The following is a 21,360-nucleotide window of genomic DNA, read 5'->3' as shown; positions in this document are numbered from 1 at the left end:
CGGAAGTTAAAACGGAAATTCAGGGGCGCGATGTTATCAGGCGGGCCGCCTCCGGCTCCAGTAAACGACCGGTGTCGGCCGGCAGGCGGCTGATCAGGAAATCGAGGAAGGCCTTGACCTTCATCGCCTGGAAACGCCGCGAAGGATAGACCGCATACAGTTCGCCGACCGGCAACGGCACGTCCGCCAGCAAACGCACCAGACGCCCGCTGTGCACGCTCTCCGCACAGATCAGCGCCGGTAGCGCGGCAATGCCGGCACCGGCGACCACCGCCTCGCGGGCGAAGGTGATGTTGTTGCAGGACAGCACCCGCTGGCAGGGCAGGCTGTCTCCGGAAAGCGGCCAGTAGCGCTGGGAGTCGGTGGACAGAAGGACCGCGCGATGCCCGGCAAGCTCGGCCACCGATGTCGGCGTGCCGTGCGCCGCCAGGTAGTCGGGGCTGGCGCAGAGCCAGCGGCTGGTAGAGAGCAGGCGACGGGCCACCAGGGTGGAATCCTCCGGCTGGCCGACCATGATCACGATGTCGACGCCCTCCTGCAGCGGATCGACGCTGCGCGAGGCCAGCTCAACCTCGGCGGTGATCTGCGGGTACTGACGCATGAAGTCGCCCAGCAGGCTGGCGAGGAACATCTGGCCGAACTCTATCGGCGAGGTGATCCGCAGCAATCCCGACGGCGCCTGCTGCAACTGCATGACCGCCTGCTCGGCCTCGGCGAAATCGTGCATGATCTGCCGGCAGCGCTCGTAGTAGGCCTGCCCTACTTCGGTCAGGCGCAACTTGCGGGTGGTGCGATTGAGCAGGCGCACGCCCAGGCGCTCCTCCAGCAGGGCGATGCGCCGGCTCACCGTGGACTTCTGCATGCCCAGGCTCTGCGCGGCCTGGGTGAAGCTGTGGTACTCCACCACGCGGGTGAAGATCAGCGCATCATCAAGCCCCATTATTGTTCCCTATAAGCAACAAAGAGTCCGAAGTGTAGCGCCTATAACGTCCGGCGGAACACTGCTAGATTGGCCGAATTTTGCCGACGGAACACTCCACCCATGCCCGCCCAACTCAAACGTCGCCTGACCGTCTTCCTGGTGGCCGTCGGCCTGATCGCCCTGGCCTTCTTCCTCCACTGGTGGTTCATCGGCCGCCACGTGGAAAGCACCGACAACGCCTACGTCCAGGGCGAGATCACGCGGGTGGCCAGCCAGCTGGGCGCGCGGGTCGAGGAAGTCCTGGTGCGCGACAACCAGCACGTGGACAAGGGGCAGCTACTGGTACGCCTGGAAGACGCCGACTTCAAGCTCGCCGTCGAGCGCGCCCAGGCCGCGCTGGCCACCCGCGAGGCGGAACTGGCCCAGGCGCGCAGCAAGCTGGTGCAGCAGGGCAGCCTGATCGCCGCCAGCGCCGCCGACGTCAACGCCAGCCAGGCAACCCTCGGCCGCGCACAGATCGACCTGAACCGCGCCGAAGCCCTGCGCAAGCCCGGCTACGTTTCCGAGGAACGGGTCACCACCCTCACCGCCGACAACCACGTGGCCCGCTCGCAACTGGCCAAGGCCCGCGCCGACCTGGAGGCACAACGCGTCCAGCGCGACACCCTGGGCGCCGAGATCAAGCGCCTGGAAGCGCAGATCGCCAGCGCCCGAACCGAACTGGCGCAAGCCGAAATCAACCTGTCACGCACCCTGATCCATTCGCCGATCAACGGCCTGGTCGGCCAGCGCAGCGCACGCAACGGCCAGTACGTGCAGGTTGGTACCCATTTGCTGTCACTGGTGCCGGACGAAGACATCTGGGTCCAGGCCAACTTCAAGGAGACCCAGGTCGGCCGCATGCGCGACGGGCAGAAGGCGCGCCTGACCTTCGACGCCTTCCCCGACACGCCTATCGACGGCCGCATCGATAGCCTGTTCGCCGCTTCCGGCGCGCAGTTCAGCCTGCTGCCACCGGACAACGCCACCGGAAACTTCACCAAGGTGGTGCAACGCATCCCGGTGAAGATCGTGTTCGAGGCCGACAACCCGCTGCATGGCCGCATCCGCCCCGGCATGTCCGTCGAAGCCGAGGTCGAGCTCCGTGACCGCTGAGGCGCTGGCCCGGCCGCTTGGCGAACCGACCCGGCGCGACTGGATCGCGGTGCTCAGCGCCATGCTCGGCGCATTCATGGCGGTGCTCGACATCCAGATCACCAACTCCTCGCTGAAGGACATCCAGGGCGCGCTGGCGGCGACCCTCGAGGAAGGCTCGTGGATCTCCACCTCCTACCTGGTGGCGGAGATCATCATGATCCCGATGACCGCCTGGCTGGTGCAGCTGCTCTCGGCACGGCGCCTGGCGGTGATGATCTCGGTGGGCTTCCTGGTGTCCTCGCTGCTCTGCTCGTTCGCCTGGAACCTGGAAAGCATGATCGTGTTCCGCGCCATGCAGGGTTTCACCGGCGGCGCGCTGATTCCGCTGGCGTTCACCCTGGCCCTGGTCAAGTTGCCGGAACACCACCGTCCGAAGGGCATGGCGCTGTTCGCCATCACCGCCACCTTCGCGCCCTCCATCGGACCGACCCTGGGAGGCTGGCTGACGGAAAACTTCGGCTGGGAATACATCTTCTATATCAACGTGCCGCCGGGCCTGTTGATGATCGCCGGGCTGCTCTACGGCCTGGAGAAAAAGGCGCCGCACTGGGAACTGCTGAAGAGTACCGACTACGCCGGCATCGTCACCCTCGGCATCGGCCTGGGCTGCCTGCAGGTCTTCCTCGAGGAAGGTCACCGCAAGGACTGGCTGGAGTCGCAACTGATCGTCAGCCTCGGCAGCGTCGCCCTGTTCAGCCTGGTCCTGTTCGTCATTCTGCAGCTGTCGCGGCCGAACCCGCTGATCGATCTGGGCATCCTGCGCAACCGCAACTTCGGCCTCGCGAGCATTTCCAGCATCGGTCTGGGCATGGGCCTGTACGGCTCGATCTACGTACTGCCGCTGTACCTGGCGCAAATCCAGGGCTACAACGCCATGCAGATCGGCGAGGTGATCATGTGGATGGGCATTCCCCAGCTGTTCCTGATCCCGCTGGTCCCGAAGTTGATGAAGCTGGTCTCGCCGCGCCTGCTCTGCGCCGCCGGCTTCGGCCTGTTCGGCCTTGCCAGCTTCTTCTCCGGAGTGCTCAACCCGGACTTCGCCGGACCGCAGTTCAACCAGATCCAGCTACTGCGCGCCCTCGGCCAGCCGATGATCATGGTGACCATTTCGCTGATCGCCACCGCCTACCTGCAGCCACAGGATGCCGGCTCGGCCTCGAGCCTGTTCAACATCCTGCGCAACCTCGGCGGCGCCATCGGCATCGCCCTGCTCGCGACCCTGCTCGACAGTCGCGCCAAGGTGTACTTCGACTATCTGCGCGAAGCCCTGGTGCCGACCAACCCGCAGGTCGACGAACGCCTCGCGCAACTCGCCGCGCAACTGGGCAGCCAGCAGGCGGCGCTGGGCAAACTCAGCGAGATCACCCACCAGCAGGCGATGATCATGGCCTACAACGATGCTTTCCATGTCATCGGCATGGTGCTCGCAGTGAGCATGCTCGCGGTGCTGCTGACCCGCTCGCTGCCGGCCGGCATCGGCGCCCGCGCCGACGCCGGGGCTCACTGAGGTTCAGACGTTGACCAGGCGCTCGCGCAGCGTCTGGATCTCGTCGCGCAGTTGCGCCGCCGCCTCGAACTCCAGGTCGCGGGCCAACTGGTACATCTTTTCCTCCAGTTGGCGGATGCGCTTGCTGATCTCACTCGGCGAGCGCAGTTCGTTCTCGTAGCGCCCGCTCTCCTCCGCCACCTTGGCCACGCCCTTGCGCTTGCCGCGCGCGCCGGGCACCACGGCGCCTTCGAGAATGTCCTTGATGTCCTTGCGCACCCCCTTGGGCACGATGCCATGGGCTTCGTTGAAGGCGATCTGCTTGGCCCGACGCCGCTCGGTCTCGTCGATCGCACGCTGCATCGAGCCGGTGACGTTGTCGGCGTAGAGGATCGCCTTGCCGTGCAGGTTGCGCGCGGCACGACCGATGGTCTGGATCAGCGAGCGCTCCGAGCGCAGGAAGCCTTCCTTGTCCGCGTCGAGGATCGCCACCAGCGACACCTCGGGCATGTCCAGGCCTTCGCGCAGCAGGTTGATCCCCACCAGCACGTCGAACGCACCGGCGCGCAGGTCGCGGATGATCTCCACTCGCTCGACGGTATCGATGTCCGAGTGCAAGTAGCGCACCCGCACGTCGTGATCGCCGAGATAATCGGTGAGGTCCTCGGCCATGCGCTTGGTCAGGGTAGTCACCAGCACCCGCTCGTCCTTGGCCACACGCTGGCGGATCTGCGAGAGCAGGTCATCCACCTGGGTCATCGCCGGGCGTACCTCGATCTCCGGATCGACCAGCCCGGTGGGACGCACCACCTGCTCGATGACCCGCCCGGCATGTTCCGCCTCATAGGGGCCCGGGGTAGCGGAGACGAAGATGGTCTGCGGACTCACCGCCTCCCACTCTTCGAAGCGCAGCGGCCGGTTGTCCAGCGCCGAAGGCAGGCGGAAACCGTATTCCACCAGGGTCTCCTTGCGCGAGCGGTCGCCCTTGAACATCGCGCCGACCTGCGGAACGCTGACGTGCGATTCGTCGATAACCAGCAGCGAGTTGGCCGGCAGGTAGTCATAGAGCGTCGGCGGCGGCTCGCCGGGGGCCCGCCCGGAAAGATAGCGCGAGTAGTTCTCGATGCCGTTGCAATAGCCCAGTTCGAGGATCATCTCCAGGTCGAAACGGGTGCGCTGCTCCAGGCGCTGCGCTTCCACCAGCTTGTTGTTGTTGCGCAGGTAGTCCAGGCGTTCCTTGAGTTCGGCCTTGATCTGGTCGACCGCCTCCAGCAGCGTCTCGCGCGGGGTCACGTAGTGGCTCTTGGGGTAGAAGGTGAAGCGCGGCAGCTTGCGGATCACCTCGCCGGTGAGCGGATCGAAGGCCGAGAGGCTTTCCACCTCGTCGTCGAACAACTCGACACGAATCGCCTCGAGATCGGATTCGGCCGGGAAGATGTCGATCACATCGCCACGCACACGGAAAGTCGCACGGGCGAAATCCATGTCGTTGCGGGTGTACTGCAGGCTGGTCAGTCGCCGCAGCAGTTCGCGCTGGTCGATGCGGTCGCCGCGGTCCAGGTGCAGGACCATCTTCAGGTAGGACGCGGGATCACCGAGGCCGTAGATGGACGACACGGTGGCGACGATGATCGCATCCGGACGCTCGAGCAGCGCCTTGGTCGCCGACAGGCGCATCTGCTCGATATGGTCGTTGATCGAGGAGTCCTTCTCGATATAGGTATCGGAAGACGGTACGTAGGCCTCCGGCTGGTAGTAGTCGTAGTAGGAAACGAAGTACTCCACGGAATTGTGCGGGAAGAACGTCTTGAACTCCCCGTAGAGCTGGGCCGCCAGGGTCTTGTTCGGCGCCAGGACCAGGGTCGGGCGCTGCACCTGGGCAATCACGTTGGCGATGCTGAAAGTCTTGCCAGAGCCCGTCACCCCCAGCAGGGTCTGGTGCGAAAGCCCCGCCTCCAGCCCCTCGACCATCTGCCGGATGGCTTCCGGCTGGTCGCCGGCGGGCTTGAAGCGCGAGTCGAGTTGGAACGTATCCATGAAAAACCTCGCAGGGAGCTGTGACGCCAAGGAAAATCCGGCGTCAGAAATAGCTGAAAGCATGCACCTAAATGTCGCCGCATGCATCAAGGGGTGTCTATAATAACCCCCCGTTTGCGCAACCCTTTGCGCCCCCGCATAACGGGTTGCGTTGCCCTCCTCTCTTCACACTCCGAGCAGCCGCAAAATGAGTCTGTTTTCTGCCGTCGAAATGGCACCGCGTGATCCCATCCTTGGCCTGAACGAAGCCTTCAACGCCGATACCCGTCCGGGCAAGATCAACCTGGGCGTGGGCGTGTACTACAACGAGGAGGGGCGCATTCCGCTGTTGCGTGCCGTGCAGGCTGCCGAGAAGGCCCGCATCGAGGCCCACGCGCCGCGCGGCTACCTGCCGATCGAAGGGATCGCCGCCTACGACCAGGGCGTACAGAAACTGCTGTTCGGTAACGAGTCCGAGCTGCTGGCCGCCGGCCGTGTGGTCACGACCCAGGCCGTCGGCGGCACCGGCGCGCTCAAGCTCGGCGCCGACTTCCTCAAGCGCCTGCTGCCCGACGCCACCGTGGCCATCAGCGACCCGAGCTGGGAAAACCACCGCGCACTGTTCGAAGCCGCCGGCTTCCCGGTGCAGAACTACCGCTATTACGACGCCGCCAGCAATGGCGTGAACCGCGCCGGCCTGCTGGAAGACCTGAATGCCCTGCCGGCCCGCTCGATCGTGGTTCTGCACGCCTGCTGCCATAATCCGACCGGCGTCGATCTCGAGCTGGACGACTGGAAACAGGTGCTGGACGTGCTCAAGGCCAAGGGCCACGTGCCGTTCCTCGACATCGCCTACCAGGGCTTCGGCAACGGCATCGAGGAAGACGCCGCCGCGGTGCGCCTGTTCGCCCAGTCGGGCCTGAGCTTCTTCGTTTCCAGCTCGTTCTCCAAATCCTTCTCGCTCTATGGCGAACGCGTCGGCGCCCTCTCGATCGTAACCGAAAGCCGCGATGAATCGGCCCGCGTGCTGTCCCAGGTGAAGCGAGTGATCCGCACCAACTATTCGAACCCACCGACCCACGGCGCCAGCGTCGTCTCCTCCGTGCTCAACAGCCCGGAACTGCGGGCCCTCTGGGAGCAGGAACTGGGCGAGATGCGCGACCGCATCCGCGACATGCGCCTGGCGATGGTCGAGCAACTGGCAGCCCACGGCGCCAAGCGCGACTTCAGCTTCGTCGGTCGCCAACGTGGCATGTTCTCCTATTCCGGCCTGACCGCCGACCAGGTCGAGCGCCTGAAGACCGAGTTCGGTATCTACGCCGTCAGCACCGGCCGTATCTGCGTCGCCGCGCTGAACAAATCGAACCTGGAGACCATCACCAAGGCCATCGTCCAGGTCCTGTAGGGAAAATGGGGAAGTCATCGGGAGAGGCTTGACTTCCCCTTTTTAATCAGTAACATACGCCTCGCTGTTCCGCGATAGCTCAGTCGGTAGAGCAAATGACTGTTAATCATTGGGTCCCTGGTTCGAGTCCAGGTCGCGGAGCCAAATTCAAAGCCCTCGGCACATGCCGGGGGCTTTTTCGTTATCGGGACGAAAGTTCGCCCCTTCAGTCGCACCTCACTCGATGACGATCCGCGCCCGGTTCTTCTCCAGCAACGCCGGGCCTACCCCTTTCACTTCCAGCAGTTGATCCACCGAGACGAACGGACCATGGGCCGCACGATACTCGAGGATCGCCCTGGCCTTGGCCTCGCCGACACCGTTGAGCCCCCGTATCAGGGCGGCCTCGTCGACCGTATTGATATTGACCTGCTCCCCCGGCGACACGGTCGTCGCAGGTGTCGTTGCGGCCAGCGGATTCTTGGCGACGGCGACCGGTGCGGCGGAAGCCGAAAACGGAAGACAGGCGAACAGGATGAGAAGCAGAGCGGATTTGATTAGGTGCATGGGTGCACTCCTTCAGAGATGAATGACTACGTAGAGGGCTTCATGCCCATCCACGAAACCACCTTATCGCCGTGGAACGCACCTGGATCGACAGCCCCAGCAAAGCAGTCGCTTCCTGGTCCGGCACCGGAAACATCGTACGGAGAAAACAAAAAAGGCCGCTAGGCGGCCTTTTCCGGAGAACGATGACTCAGGGTTCTCGCCGCCTCTGGCGATAGATCCAGTCGACGATTTCACCGTCAGGCGCATAGCCGCTGACGGTTTCCCGCAGCAACTGGCGAACCCGCGAGTAGTCGTCCTTCTCCACGGCGGCCAGCAACTGCTCCAGCACGACCTTGAAGGCCTCCCAGCTCAGGTGTTCCTCGTTGGCCCGCATGATCATCGGATGGTCGGTGGGATTCACGTTGTCACCGATCAGCAGCTCTTCGTAGAGCTTCTCGCCAGGACGCAGGCCACTGAACTCGATGGCGATGTCACCATGGGGCGAACGCTCGGAACGCACGCTCAGGCCGGACAGGTGGATCATCTTCTCGGCGAGCTCCAGGATCTTCACCGGCGGCCCCATGTCCAGCACGAATACATCTCCGCCCTGCCCCATCGAACCGGCCTGGATGACCAACTGCGCCGCCTCGGGAATGGTCATGAAGTAACGGGTGATGCTCGGGTGGGTGACCGTCACCGGGCCGCCGCGCTTGATCTGCTCGCGGAACAGCGGAATGACCGAACCGGACGAACCGAGGACGTTGCCGAAGCGGACCATGGTGAAACGGGTCTTGTTGACGTGATGCACGTCCTTCCGATCGCCGAACAGCACCGGTGCCGATTCGTTGCTGAGCGCCTGAAGGACCATCTCCGCCAGGCGCTTGGTGCTGCCCATCACATTGGTCGGCCGCACCGCCTTGTCGGTGGAAATCAGCACGAAGTTCTGCACGCCGACCTGCACCGCGGCCTGCACCGCATGCAAGGTGCCTATCACGTTGTTGAGAACGCCCTCGGCGATGTTGTGCTCGACGATCGGCACATGCTTGTAGGCCGCCGCATGGTAGACGGTATTGACCTTCCAGGTACGCATCACGTCCACCAGGCGCTCGGGATTGCGCACCGAACCGAGGATCGGCAACAGGTTCACCGAAAGCGACTCGCGCTTGATCCGACGCTCCAGTTCCTGATGGATGCTGTAGAGGTTGTATTCGCTGTGCTCGAACAGGATCAGCACGCTAGGCGAACAACTCATGATCTGCCGACAGAGTTCCGAACCGATAGAACCGCCCGCCCCGGTCACCATCACCACCTGACCGCGGATGCACCGTTCCAGCAGCTCCTTGCGCGGTGCGACGCTGTCGCGCCCCAGCAGGTCAGCGATGTCCACCTCCTGCAGGTCGTCCACCTTGACCCGACCGCTGGCCAGGTCCATGAAGCCAGGCATGCTGCGCACGTGCAGCGGGAACGGCTCCAGGGACTCGAGAATCTCTCGGCGCCGGGCCCGAGTGGCGGAAGGAATCGCCAGGAGAACCTCCTGCGCGCCCGTCTCGTCGATCATCTGGCGGATATGCTTGGCGGTATAGACCCGCAGACCGGCGATGACCCGGTTGGCGATCTGCTTGTCGTCATCGATGAACGCCACCGGACGCATCGCCCGACCGAGACGCAATGCCGCAACCAACTGGTTGCCGGCCGCCCCCGCGCCATAGATGGCCACCCTGGGCAGGCCATCCTGGCGATTGAGAAATGGTACCGACTGCACAGCAGAGTACCAGTCGCCCATGAAATACTGGCGCATGGCCAGACGCAAGCCGCCGATCAGCAGCATGCTCAACCACCAGTAGTTGAACACCAGGGAACGGGGCACCACCGCCGGCGGGGAGCGGTACCAGTAGACCAGCAACGACAGGACCAGCGCGGAAATGGTGACGGCCTTGGCGATCGCGATAAGGGCGTCGTTGCCCAGGTAGCGCATCACCGCCCGGTACATGCCGAAGCGGATGAAGAGCGGGATGGCGGTTAGAGGCGCCGCTATGAACAGCCAGGCGTGATCCCCGAACGGATCGATCATGTCTTCGGTGCCGAGACGCACCAGGAAAGCCAGCCACAATGAAAGCCACACCAGGCCGATGTCCGTCGCAACCTGAAGAATGCGCTTCTGGCGGCGCGGCAATCCCAGGAGGCGTCCACGCAAGTTATCCAACATCCTATTAATCAGCCCCCTTCACTGCACCCGCATCCACCCGAACAAGTCCGGGCAGTCCATTTCCTTGGTCTGGCAAATACCATTCCGGAACCCAAATCACGCTATCGGCAGTAGTCACTACTGATCATCGCTTGCACATTCCTTTCATATTATACGTTCCCGGAAAATCGTCCCGCGCCTCCAGCCAACCGGGACATTCAAGCAGCGCGTGATTCCAGGACTCCGGCCTTAAAACGGAGCGCCAGGAACGCCAGAGGCAGGTAGCCAATCAACAAAGCAAGCATGCCGTCGATCTTCCCCGCTGCGACAAGCAGTGCCAGTGGCAACAACCAGAAGATGTTGATGCCTCCCACTGCCAGGGTAACAGGAAGATGACGCCCGTAATGACGAGAAGCATACTGGTATGCGTGACTGCGATGCGCCTCATAAACCTTGTCTCCCCGCAGCAACCGGCGCAACAAGGTCAGGGTGGCATCAACAATGAATACCCCCAGCAGGATGAGCCAACCCCAGAAGAGTTGCGGCGAGACCCATGCGGCTTGCAGGGAAAGGCCACCAATGATAACCCCCAAGAAACCGCTACCAGCATCCCCCATGAAGATCCGCGCAGGAGGGAAATTCCAGAAAAGGAACCCCGTCACCGCGGCTGCCAGCAGCGCCGCCAACCAAACGCCCTGGGATGCCTCATCGGAACCTACACCACTGACCACGACAAGCAGGGCAGCGCCAACGCACACACACACAGCCTCAACGCTGGCAATCCCATCGATACCGTCCATGAAATTGTAGAGATTGAGCATCCATACCAGATAGAACGCCGCAGCTATGTGTCCAACCCACCCCAGATCGACCACAAGGCCGAAAAAGGCCAATGCAGGCAAACCTCCAAGCCAGTACAGCAGCCAGCAAGCACCGGCGAAATGGCCGAGCAAACGCCAACGGGCAGCGATATGGCCATGATCGTCGAGGAAGCCCAGCAATGCGATCCCAATACCCGCCCCCAGGATACCAGTGGCCAGATCCGGTTTCACCGCGCCCAATATCGCCGCAAGCAGCACTGCCAGCAGGAAGGAGAGCACGATAGCGACACCGCCCCCCCTAGGCGTCGGCACCTGGTGAGAACTTCGAGCATTGGGTACATCGATCAAGCTGCGGGCAATCGCGTAACGGCGCAAGCCGGCGGTCAACAGCAGGGAAAGAGCGGCAACCGCCGGCAACAACAACCATAGATTCATCATTGGCGATCCAGGAAAGAGCGGGCGGTTTTCTCCAATGCCTGGTCCACCCCTACCGGCGGAGTCCAGCCAAGCACTTGGCGGGTTTTCATGATATCGACTTGCAATGAGCCGCACAGGCGGCGAGCAAATGCCTGCCTGTTCAGAACTTTCGCCGCTGCACCGATCCAACTGGCGGGAACAGGCAGCAGGCGAGCGGGAGCGCCCAAGGCGCGTCCCATTCTCCGCAGCAACTCGGTGGTGGAAAGATCCTCACCGTCGCTTACGAGGAAAACTTGCCCGACCGCAGCCGGATGCTCGATGCAGGTGATGATGAGGTCGACAAGATTATCCAGCGACACCAGACTACGCCGATTATGAATAGCCCCTAGAGGGAGGGGCACGCCGCGCTTCAGCCAGCGCATCATGGTCTGTACGTTGGCCTTGACCCCTGGACCATAAACCAGGACCGGTCGGATGATCACAACCTCCAGTCCGGTCTCTTCCGCCAGATCCAATAGCGCTTGCTCCGCTTCCCGTTTGGAAACGCCATAGGGATCGACAGGATTGGGCGGACTGTCCGCAGTATAGGGCCGACCGGGCTCAGTTCCCTCGCCATTGACCTTTATCGAGCTGATAAAGATGAAACGCCGCACTCCCCGGGATACGGCCTCCCGGGCCAGATCAAGTGTCCCCTGAACGTTGGCCTTGCGGAACTCGACGAGCGGATCGGAGGCCGTCTCGCTCATGACATGCACGCGGGCAGCGCAATGAACCACCGTATCGATGGCCGACTCCGCATCCCAGACAACAGAACTGCCCAGTTCACCCAGAAGCAAGGGAGTAACCCCTCGAGGCCAGGCCCCACCTCTTCGGCGGCACCCGGCCCAAACCTTGTACTGCCCGGAAGAACAGAGACTATTGACCAGCGCGGCCCCGATGAATCCGGTTGCCCCCGTTACCAATACATTATGTCGCGTCAAGCTCCGCTCCCTAGTGCCCGATAAATATCCAGGTGCTGTTGGACGATACTTTCGATCGCAAAATCACGCTCTGCCAACGCTCGCCCAGCAGCTCCCATCTTCTTGCGCAACTCTGGCGACTCGATAAGACGCTGAATGGCATCCGCCAGAGCAGCAGAATCACGCACCGGCACGAGCAGGCCCGTAACATCAGCCTGGATTGCATCCCGGCAACCCGGTACATCGGTCGTCACAACCGCACGCCCGCACGCCGACGCCTCGACCAGGACCTTAGGAAGCCCTTCACGATAAGAAGGCAGAACGACTATATGCGAACGGGCGAAGACAGACGCGATATCCTGGCGATAACCAAGACACTCGATCGTGCCCTCGCTACGCCAACGCTCTAGTTCGGACGGCTCGATACTGGTGGGGTTCCCAGGATCCAGGTCTCCGACCAGTTGAAAATGTGCCGGTACGCTGCGCTGCCTAAGGATATTTGCCGCTTCGACGAATTCCAGCACACCCTTGTCCCTGAGCAACCGAGCCGCCAATGTGACCACCGGCGTTTCGGGGCTTTCCGGGGCCGGCTGGTACTGCGTCAGGTCGACCCCCGAACCGCGAATCAGGACGGACTTTTCAAAAGTGATCGCACCCAGGCCGATCAGCGCGTCCCGATCATCGGGATTTTGAAAGATGACACGCAACTTTTTCTTGCCCAAAGCCCGCCGATAAAGCCAGGCGACACAGGCACGAAACGCGCAGGCCTTCAGACCCTTGGCCATGAAAACGAAACCAAGTCCCGAAACGGCCGCCACGACCCCCTTCACCGGCGCCAAGCGTGCGGCGATACCGCCATAGATTACCGGCTTGATGGTAACCAGGTGTAAAACATCAGGCCGCAATCTCCACAAAAGGCGCCAGACATAAGTCAGCAGATACAGCTCTGAAAAAGGATTTTTTCCGCTTCTGGACAGTGGCAATTCATGATGCAGAAAACCTTGGGAGACGATCTTTTTCACCGCGTCACCAGGGCGTGTGGCGATATGCACCTGGAAACCAGCCTGCTGGGCTCCGACAGCGACCGGTAAACGGTGAGACATGAAGAAAGCCGGGTCGTTCACTATCATCAACAATACCGGCTTCATGCAAACTCCTCGATGCGTTTTACAAACATAACCTTCAAGCTCGTCAAGCTTTTCTTTTTACAAGAATGTCGCGATACAGACTCATGAAACGCTGAGAGGCACTGGCCATCGTGAAGTTCGAGTAAATCCTCTGTCTTGCAGCCTCACCAAGTGCCCGACGACCCTCGACATCCAACGCAATGAGATCCTCGATACCTTTGCCGAGCGCATTCGGATCCAAGGCCGGAACGACGACACCGTCGTTACCTAGCAAATAAGCCGCATCCCCCACATCAGTGGTAATACAAGGCAATCCCATGGCCATGGCTTCACCAAGAACATTGGGGAATCCCTCCGTGCGAGAATGCAGACAGAAGATATCCATGGCTTTCAGACACGAAGCTACATCTTGCCGCTCTCCAAGCAGGATGAAGCGCTCCGCATACCCGGTAGCTTCGATGAGGCGCTGCAATTCAGCATTGGAAGACAGCAGCTCCCGTCCCACCAAAAGAAACTTCAAGCGCGAATAACGTGGAGCCAGCAGACCGGCAGCTGCGACAAAGGAAGCATGATCCTTTACCGGGTGGAATCTGCCTAGACTGCCAATCACGATATCGCTGGCCTCTATGCCAGCTCCACTCCTGATAGCGGACCGCTGTTCGTCGGTCGCCTGCAGGCGAGTGAGATCGAAACCGTTGGGAATGACCAGCATCCTGCTTGCGTTGTAGCCAACAGCAATGTGTGAGCGCCTTGAGGCCTCGGCGGCGCAAACAATATATTTTGGCAAGAATCCGGATAGCCAGGCACACACCTTCCGTACCAGAACAGTCGTACTCTTGCCGCCCTCTTGAAGGTCGGTCGTGCGGACTCCCCATATAATCCCGCCAATACCGGCCATTCTGGCAGCCAATCCACCAAGAAGATCGGAATGATACATCCATGTTTGGACTATATCGGGCCTCCTTTCACGAAATATCCCTATCAGACGAAGGAGCACCCGAGGCATATCCCTCATCGAGGTCATGCCAAGCACATCAACAGATATACCAGCCTCAATCAGACCCTGCCCAAACTCACCAAGATCAGACAGTGAAATAATCGAATGTTCGAATTCACTGCCGCCATTTTGAGTCTCGATCAACCGCTTGAGCATTAGCTCAGCACCGCCGACTTTCTTCAGGCCGGCTATCACGTGGATAACTTTTACTGTGGTCATGACTCCAACCACGCTTGGAACATGAGAACACTCCAGAGGCGTCTTGAGTGGTCCCGCCTCCCCGCCAAGTGGTCGTTCCAGATCCTGCGTATCAACCTACTATCCAAATAACCTTCTTGCTGAAGGCGTCGCTCATCAAGCAGCGATTCAGCCCACTCTTTCAGAGGGCCTCTCAGCCAATCGGAGACAGGAACGGAAAACCCCTTCTTGGGCCGCTCTATGAGCTCTCGCGAAACATGCCTATACAAGACTTCACGAAGCAACCACTTTCCTTTTCCATTGCGAATCTTCATATGCAACGGCATGCGCCAAGCCAGTTCGAACACGCGATGGTCTATCAGTGGAACCCGGGTTTCCAGGCTGTTAGCCATCGCTGCTCTGTCTACCTTCACCAGAATGTCGTCAGGCATGTAGCCCTGAACATCCATGGCCATCATCCAGTGCTGGAACGAGTCCACCCTTGGCCATCTTTCTGGAGTATCCAATAGTGCCGTGTGACCTTGTGCACCTATGACCGGGTATTCGTGATTTCTCCAGTGACTGTTCAATCGATAGAAAAGCTCCTCGGCCGTCCTCGAAGCAAATACGTCACGCAGCTTCCCCAACTTGTCAGGTAAAGGTAAATCCTGAGCAAAAGCCGATGCGAAACGCCGCATGGAATGAGGAAATCGCTCCAGCATGCGCCAGACACGGGGAGTAAACTGATAGGGATTGTAGCCGCCAAACAGTTCATCACCACCATCTCCACTCAGCGCAACAGTAACTTGCTGCCTGGCCAATCCACTGACAATCAAGGTTGGTATCTGCGAACTGTCACCAAATGGCTCACAGTAGATCTTTGGCAAAGATGGAATTACATCTAGAGCATCTTTTGAATTGACATAGAGCTCTGTATGATCGGTACCGATATGTTCTGCAACCGCCTTTGCGTAAACAGCCTCATCATACCCAGGCTCATCAAAGCCAATAGAGAATGTCCGTATAGGGCGTGAGGACTGCTGCTGCATCAGCGCCACGACCGTACTACTATCCACCCCACCGCTCAGAAAAGCTCCCAAAGGAACATCGGAGACCATCTGATCCGATATGCTAGTTCTCAACTGGCTTTCCAGAAGATCAACTGCCTCGGCATCCGTTCCCTGGAATGGATTGGAGAGAGCCTCTTCTATCGCGGCGTTCGCACTCCAATAGGCAGCAGGTTCGCAGGTCTCGTTCAATGAACGTTCCGATAGGACCAAATAGCTCCCTGCCCTTAGCTTCCCGATACCTTTATAAATACTATAGGGAGCCGGGACATATCCATATCGTAGAAATAGGGCCAAGGCATCTCTATCAATATCCCCCCTAAAAAGCGGATGTTCTTTCAGGGCCTTCAGTTCGGATGCAAAAAAAAGCACGCCATTCTGCCAGCCCCAATAGAGAGGCTTTTCGCCCATTCGATCACGAGCCAGAGTAATTGTTTTCTCCTGTCGATCCCACAAGGCCAGAGCGAACATACCCACGGTGAGCTTGAGGGTACTCTCCACGCCCCATTGGGCAAAGCATGCCAATAAGGTTTCGGTGTCCGATCCGCCACGCCAGGAATGTGTTACACCTGCCTCGCTCAGGCGAGCCCTAAGAGCCAGATGGTTGTATATCTCGCCATTGTAAATCAGCACATACCGACCACAGTCGGAGTGCATGGGCTGGCTGCCTGCGGGGGAAAGCTCCAGAACCGCAAGACGCGCATGGACAAGTATCGGGGCGCGCGGAGCCTCGTACCAAATCCCCGACTCATCCGGTCCACGATGATGTATGGCGGCAGCCATCTGCCGGGCCACACGTGCATTATCCCCTAGGAGAGTTCCCGTAATATTCCAGAAGCCAGCGATACCACACATCAAATCACCTCGTTCCCTTTCCAGGCGCTACCGAGCCAATGACCATTGCCCACAGGTCACAAACGACATCGAGAGAATAGTGCCTTTCGATAATATCTCTTCCATTTTGCCCTGCACGCACACGGGCTTCCGGATCTTTGACCAAAGCCGCAAGTGACTCATACCAGCCCTCGTCGTCCACCGCACCATATCCGATGAAGCCTCGGGCTAGAACATCGCGGTTCATACCATACTCGGAAACCACTACCGGCAAGCCACAGGCCATATAAAGCAACATTTTGTAGCTACACTTCCCCCTCGACCATAGATCATCGGCAAGAGGCATTATACCGATATCCATTCCGGCAATCGTTTCGACCTCATTGGTCTCTGTCCAGCGAATGAACTCAACCTTTTCGGCTGGAATGACCTTGAACTCGGGAGGACGGTCCGAAACGATCCTCAATTTCCATTCGGGGTGATCTCTGAACAGGTGGGACAGCGGGATTTCTATGTCATAAAGAAAGCGGTAGCCACCCGACGTGCCGGACCAGCCGATCACTCTATTCTCCCTGCGTTCCCTTCTGGGTGAAAAACGAAGAGTATCGACGCCCGTCGGAATGATCGTAGTCGGCCTACCGAACTGACCGAAGTAATCGGCCAGGTATTGATTGCCACACACGATATGGTCGACACGACGAGCAATCGAATTCGCGGCGATCCCCCTACGATGCAGCCATATTGCATCATCGACATCCAGAATTCTGGGCGCCTTGGTAAGAAACTCAAGAGTTGGAATTGTCGAGAGAAGCTCTCGTTGAAGGATCACAACGTCACTTCCGTAAGAGCCGATTACCTGAGGAAGGCGGTGAAGCAGTTCTCTCAGCAACCAAAGCGGGCGATCCAGTCGACGAGGCGGAGGATAGGCAGAGACCAGCGCTTCCGACATATGCATGTCGATACCTCGCGTGCCAAGCCCTTCGAGCAGAGCCTTCACGCGAAATCTCGAACTGGGAACGGATCTACCTTGGGTAAAAGCCCGAACCCGCACTGCTGGGAGCTCCGCTATCATGATTTACCCCTCCTTGATTCCTGGACACGCCTGTCCAACGGGAGATCGCAGTGCTCTGGGCACTCCCCACCAAACCGGGACCCATCCCCTCCAAACAGAAAGCAAGTCGGCATACTGCTTATCATCGAATTAGCTTGCTCTTCAGGAAAGTACGCATGCCAGATACATCAAGAGCAATCATTGCCGCCAAATAGACCCCTCCCCCCAAGACAACTTTCACAACCAGGCCAAAAAAAGCACTCTCCAAACTGAAGGATGCAACTGACACCGCCATCAACAGCACAGACAACGCAATTTTCATAGCATCTTTCCCCGGAAGGGCGGGCATTGGGAAAACACGTCGCCCCAAGAAGATACTAATTAGTATTGCAGAGGAAAACGCCATAACAGAAGATACCGCCGCGCCAACTATCCCAAACTCCGGAATAAGGATTAAATTAAACACAACATCAACCACTGCCGACACCGCCACTGTCACAACCTGCACTCGTGTAGCACTAGCCAATTGGAAAGAGTAGTCAAAGTAAAAAGATTTCAAGGCCCCCAGAAAAGCCGAAAGGGATATCAACGGAATTATCTTTAGGGCACCCTCACGAAACTCTTCGCCCATAATAGATCCTGAAATTTCCGGAGCCACCATGGCCAGACCACAGGCAGCAGGCGAGACTACTGCAAAGATAAAAATAAAGGTCTTCCGCAGTTGGTCCTGTGTCTGTGGCAAGCCGCTCTTGGAAAGTTTCTCCATTACCAGCGGAAAAGCCGCCAGGTGAACGACAGAAGCCACTGTACCAACACTATATTGCGCTAGGTCATATGACACCGAGTAGACACCTACCGCGGCATCCCCCAGAAATGCCCCAATAAAGAAGCGATCAGACGCATTGACTATGAATGCAAAAAGGAAAGTAAGCGTCAGTGGTGCACCATAGGCAAACAACCTGGTTAACTGCTCCTTGTCTACCAACGCCCAACTGACTCCCCGCCACGCATCTTGGAAGAAAATGGTCGCCAGTACCAGAGACACAAGCGTACCCAGCAGCAAACCATCAACGCCAAACCCGAAATAAACAAGGAGAACACCGATAAAGAAGCTTCCAGCCCCTTTGATCAACAACATTTTCCCGTAGGTCAGCGGCTGCAAGATCGCATTTTGAATCTTCAGATTCAAATCATGCCAAGCCTGTGCCAGGCAAAGAAAACCGACCATATAATAAAGAATAGAGAAACCTATCTCTTCACGCCACTCCCAAAGCAGGAACGTGACGAATATGATAACGAGTGAAACAAGGAAGCTAATGGCCCTAGCCGTGCCAAGAAGCCTCGCCCGAGCTTGGTCATCACTACACTCAGGCAGATAACGACCAACCCCCAGCGCCACCCATTGCAAGAAAACCGTATTGAGGAAGCCAACAACTATAATTGTCAGCGAATAGACTCCATACTCACCCGGACTCAACAGACGAGTAAAAACGGAAAGACCGACAAGAGTCAATATTGCCGGAAAAGACTTGAACAAAAAATAAACCAGACTATGTTTTCCCAGCATACTTTTCTAAACCATAAAAAAGAGAAAACAATGAGTAAAAAATAAAAAAACAATCATAGAAAAAGTGCTCCGCGATAAAAATAGAGAATCACACGCCCCTAATATTGAGCACTTGGAGCACCAGGCGACTCTCAAAAGCAAAAATAGCGCCGCTCTTGGAAACGACGCTACTTTCATCCAAACGCACCAGAGTGAATATCATTTCAAAAACATGATGTACCAAGGCATGGCCAACGCCACACCTGCAGACACATCATATTTCGGCGCATACCCCAGCAGTTTGGCAGCCTTGCTGATATCAGCGAGAGAGTGACGTACATCCCCCTCCCTAAAATCACGATAAACAGGTTCCCGGTGATAGGACACACCGTTTTCGGCAAGGCCGTCGCGAAGCGCAAAGAACAACTGATTCAAACTCGTCCGCCCGCCAACAGCAATATTGTAAACTTGATTACGAGCATCAAGCCCCGCGGTTGCAGCAAGCAGATTGGCCTGAACGGTGTTTTCAATATAACAAAAATCCCGACTGGTCTCGCCATCACCGTTAATATAGACGTCATCACCCTGGATCATCGAAGAGGTCCATTTTGGTATGACTGCCGCATAGGCACCATTGGGATCCTGTCGACGACCGAACACATTGAAATAACGAAGCCCAATGGTCGAAAAGCCGTAGCAGCGTGAAAACACATCGGCATAAAGCTCATTCACATATTTGGTAACCGCATAAGGGGAAAGAGGCTTACCTATAGTATCCTCCACCTTCGGTAAACCAGGATGATCTCCATAGGTAGAGCTACTTGCCGCATAAGTGAAACTCTGCACCTTGGCATCTCTGGCTGCAATCAGCATATTCAAGAAACCATCGATGTTCGTTGCATTGGAGGTGATCGGATCGTTAATAGAACGCGGTACCGAACCCAAGGCAGCTTGATGTAAAACGTAATCAACACCTGCACAGGCGTTATTGCAATCATCCAGATTGCGAATATCACCTTGAATAAATTTAAAATTTGACCATTGCTTCTCGCTAACCAAGGACCGCACTTCGTCCAGGTTCCGCTGATGACCAGTAGCAAAATTATCCAGACCGACAACCTTCTGATCAAGTTTTAGCAAAGTCTCAAGAAGATTAGAGCCAATAAAGCCCGCCACACCTGTAATCAGCCAGACTTTCGGCTGCGCCGGCAATTCCTTTCTTAGCTCTTCATAACGACTCATCATATTCCCTCTCGTCTACTCACAAAGCTTACAACTGATCTTACAGGCGTAGATCAGACTTATCTTCATCGAGTAGATATTTCAGATCATAGAGAACATGCTCAGCCTTCCCTAACTTTCGTATATTTTCTGCGCCCATATTTTTGAATTCACTGTGCGCGACCGCAAGGATAATTCCATCATAAGCGCCATGGGATGGCGTACCGACTGGAGTAATCCCATACTCATGCATGGCATCTTCGGCGCTCACCCAAGGATCAAAAACATCAACCTGTATGTTGTATTCCGCCAACTCACGGACAATATCGACGACTTTGGTATTGCGGAGGTCTGGACAATTTTCCTTGAATGTAAGCCCCATAAGCAGAACGCGAGCACCGTCCACGTGGATACGACGCTTGAGCATAGCCTTGACCAGTTGCGAAACGACATAGGCACCCATACCGTCATTCAAACGGCGGCCAGCCAGGATGATCTCTGGATGATAGCCAATACTCTGGGCTTTATGAGTCAGATAATATGGATCGACTCCGATGCAATGACCGCCGACTAGGCCCGGGCGGAACGGCATGAAATTCCATTTCGTGCCGGCAGCCTTGAGGACCGCCTCGGTATCGATACCCATTCGATTGAAAATGATGGCGAGTTCGTTGATCAGAGCAATATTGAGATCTCGCTGCGTATTTTCGATCACCTTGGCAGCCTCAGCGACTTTAATGCTGCTCGCCTTGTGAGTACCGGCAGTGATGATTTCTCTATACAGGGAGTCAACCAACTCCGCGATCTCCGGCGTAGAGCCGGAAGTGACCTTCTTGATCGAAGAGACCCGATGTTCCTTATCGCCGGGATTGATGCGCTCGGGGCTATAACCGGCGAAGAAGTCCTCGTTAAACCTCAGCCCGGAAAATTTTTCCAGAACAGGTACGCAGTCTTCTTCCGTCGCTCCCGGGTAAACGGTAGACTCATAAATTACAATATCGCCCTTCTTCAGAACCTTTCCGATGCTCTCCGAGGCCTTTACAAGAGGGGTGAGGTCGGGTTGCTTATGTTCATCAATAGGTGTAGGAACCGTCACAATGAAAACATTGCACTTTTGCAAGTCCTGAAGATTGAAAGTAAAGCTCAGTTCGGACGCTTCTTTCAACTCAGCCGCATCTACTTCAAGAGTAGAGTCAATGCCTTGCCGCAGTTCAGCGATTCGCCCCTGATTGATATCGAAACCGACAACGGTTCGTTTTTTACCAAATTCAACAGCAAGCGGAAGACCAACATAGCCTAGCCCAACAACTGCAACCTTCAGATCCTTCATTTAACGCGCACCTCACTTCATGTAAAACAGTTCTCAACCAAAATCCGATGGATTGAAAACTGAAAATCCCATTG

The 21,360-nt window shown here is 57.8% G+C and carries 16 protein-coding genes and 1 tRNA gene; 4 read left to right on the top strand and 13 right to left on the bottom strand.

Going from position 1 to position 21,360, the window contains the following annotated elements; translation table 11 throughout:
• Positions 1 to 19: 19 nt before the first annotated feature.
• Entirely contained in the window at positions 20 to 940 is a 921-nt protein-coding gene (locus FHW81_RS05745; RefSeq protein WP_003091419.1) for a LysR family transcriptional regulator, read from the bottom strand.
• A gap of 102 nt (positions 941 to 1,042) precedes the next feature.
• Here FHW81_RS05745 and FHW81_RS05740 point away from each other — a divergent pair, with 102 nt between their 5' ends.
• Together FHW81_RS05740 and FHW81_RS05735 are read left to right on the top strand one after the other, a co-directional pair.
• Complete coding sequence (locus FHW81_RS05740) at positions 1,043 to 2,077, top strand: HlyD family secretion protein (protein ID WP_003091421.1); 1,035 nt, start codon at positions 1,043 to 1,045, stop codon at positions 2,075 to 2,077.
• Between the two features lie 49 nt (positions 2,078 to 2,126).
• The gene (locus FHW81_RS05735; RefSeq protein WP_003130539.1) at positions 2,127 to 3,626 is read left to right on the top strand and encodes an MDR family MFS transporter; all 1,500 of its coding nucleotides are present in this window, start codon (positions 2,127 to 2,129) and stop codon (positions 3,624 to 3,626) included.
• A gap of 3 nt (positions 3,627 to 3,629) precedes the next feature.
• On the opposite strand, the gene uvrB is transcribed toward FHW81_RS05735, so the two are convergent.
• Positions 3,630 to 5,642 (bottom strand): excinuclease ABC subunit UvrB, encoded by a 2,013-nt coding sequence (gene uvrB / locus FHW81_RS05730; protein ID WP_003104590.1) that lies wholly within the window; start codon positions 5,640 to 5,642, stop codon positions 3,630 to 3,632.
• A 187-nt stretch (positions 5,643 to 5,829) separates the two neighbouring features.
• On the opposite strand from uvrB, the gene FHW81_RS05725 reads away from it, so the two are divergent.
• Both FHW81_RS05725 and FHW81_RS05720 read left to right on the top strand, forming a co-directional pair.
• A complete protein-coding gene (locus FHW81_RS05725) occupies positions 5,830 to 7,026 on the top strand; it encodes an amino acid aminotransferase (RefSeq protein WP_003104588.1) in 1,197 nt (398 codons plus the stop codon).
• A gap of 68 nt (positions 7,027 to 7,094) precedes the next feature.
• Positions 7,095 to 7,170, top strand: a tRNA-Asn gene (locus FHW81_RS05720).
• Between the two features lie 72 nt (positions 7,171 to 7,242).
• Here the strand turns inward: FHW81_RS05720 and FHW81_RS05715 are convergent.
• The 11 genes from FHW81_RS05715 to tviB form a co-directional block, all read right to left on the bottom strand.
• A complete protein-coding gene (locus tag FHW81_RS05715; RefSeq protein ID WP_003104586.1) occupies positions 7,243 to 7,572 on the bottom strand; it encodes a ComEA family DNA-binding protein in 330 nt (109 codons plus the stop codon).
• Positions 7,573 to 7,762: 190 nt separating this feature from the next.
• Positions 7,763 to 9,760, bottom strand: coding sequence for a polysaccharide biosynthesis protein (locus FHW81_RS05710; RefSeq protein ID WP_003122257.1), 1,998 nt, complete (start codon positions 9,758 to 9,760; stop codon positions 7,763 to 7,765).
• Between the two features lie 197 nt (positions 9,761 to 9,957).
• Complete coding sequence (locus tag FHW81_RS05705) at positions 9,958 to 10,995, bottom strand: MraY family glycosyltransferase (RefSeq protein ID WP_003452706.1); 1,038 nt, start codon at positions 10,993 to 10,995, stop codon at positions 9,958 to 9,960.
• Positions 10,995 to 11,957: a UDP-glucose 4-epimerase family protein gene (locus FHW81_RS05700; RefSeq protein WP_016253165.1), complete on the bottom strand. Its 963-nt coding sequence runs from the start codon at positions 11,955 to 11,957 to the stop codon at positions 10,995 to 10,997. The genes FHW81_RS05705 and FHW81_RS05700 overlap by 1 nt, the downstream gene beginning before the upstream one ends.
• On the bottom strand, positions 11,954 to 13,084 hold the full coding sequence (locus FHW81_RS05695) for a glycosyltransferase family 4 protein (protein WP_003122254.1): 1,131 nt from the start codon (positions 13,082 to 13,084) through the stop codon (positions 11,954 to 11,956). Before FHW81_RS05695 ends, FHW81_RS05700 begins: the two co-directional genes overlap by 4 nt.
• 43 nt (positions 13,085 to 13,127) lie before the next feature.
• The gene (locus tag FHW81_RS05690) at positions 13,128 to 14,279 is read right to left on the bottom strand and encodes a glycosyltransferase family 4 protein (RefSeq protein WP_003122253.1); all 1,152 of its coding nucleotides are present in this window, start codon (positions 14,277 to 14,279) and stop codon (positions 13,128 to 13,130) included.
• Positions 14,276 to 16,159, bottom strand: a complete 1,884-nt coding sequence (gene asnB / locus FHW81_RS05685; protein WP_003122252.1) for an asparagine synthase (glutamine-hydrolyzing) — start codon at positions 16,157 to 16,159, stop codon at positions 14,276 to 14,278. Before asnB ends, FHW81_RS05690 begins: the two co-directional genes overlap by 4 nt.
• Before the next feature lie 4 nt (positions 16,160 to 16,163).
• Positions 16,164 to 17,135 (bottom strand): glycosyltransferase family 4 protein, encoded by a 972-nt coding sequence (locus FHW81_RS05680; protein ID WP_169787782.1) that lies wholly within the window; start codon positions 17,133 to 17,135, stop codon positions 16,164 to 16,166.
• 196 nt (positions 17,136 to 17,331) lie between these two features.
• On the bottom strand, positions 17,332 to 18,756 hold the full coding sequence (locus FHW81_RS05675) for an oligosaccharide flippase family protein (protein ID WP_003122250.1): 1,425 nt from the start codon (positions 18,754 to 18,756) through the stop codon (positions 17,332 to 17,334).
• Between the two features lie 198 nt (positions 18,757 to 18,954).
• A complete protein-coding gene (locus FHW81_RS05670; RefSeq protein ID WP_003163315.1) occupies positions 18,955 to 19,977 on the bottom strand; it encodes an NAD-dependent epimerase/dehydratase family protein in 1,023 nt (340 codons plus the stop codon).
• Positions 19,978 to 20,017: 40 nt separating this feature from the next.
• Positions 20,018 to 21,286, bottom strand: coding sequence for a Vi polysaccharide biosynthesis UDP-N-acetylglucosamine C-6 dehydrogenase TviB (gene tviB / locus FHW81_RS05665; protein ID WP_012613866.1), 1,269 nt, complete (start codon positions 21,284 to 21,286; stop codon positions 20,018 to 20,020).
• Positions 21,287 to 21,360 lie beyond the last annotated feature (74 nt).

It is taken from the genome of Pseudomonas sp. RC10-4-2, from assembly GCF_050433085.1.
Lineage (GTDB): Bacteria > Pseudomonadota > Gammaproteobacteria > Pseudomonadales > Pseudomonadaceae > Pseudomonas > Pseudomonas aeruginosa.
Note: the sequence above shows the minus strand (reverse complement) of the source record. Positions and strands in the feature narration are given on the sequence as shown.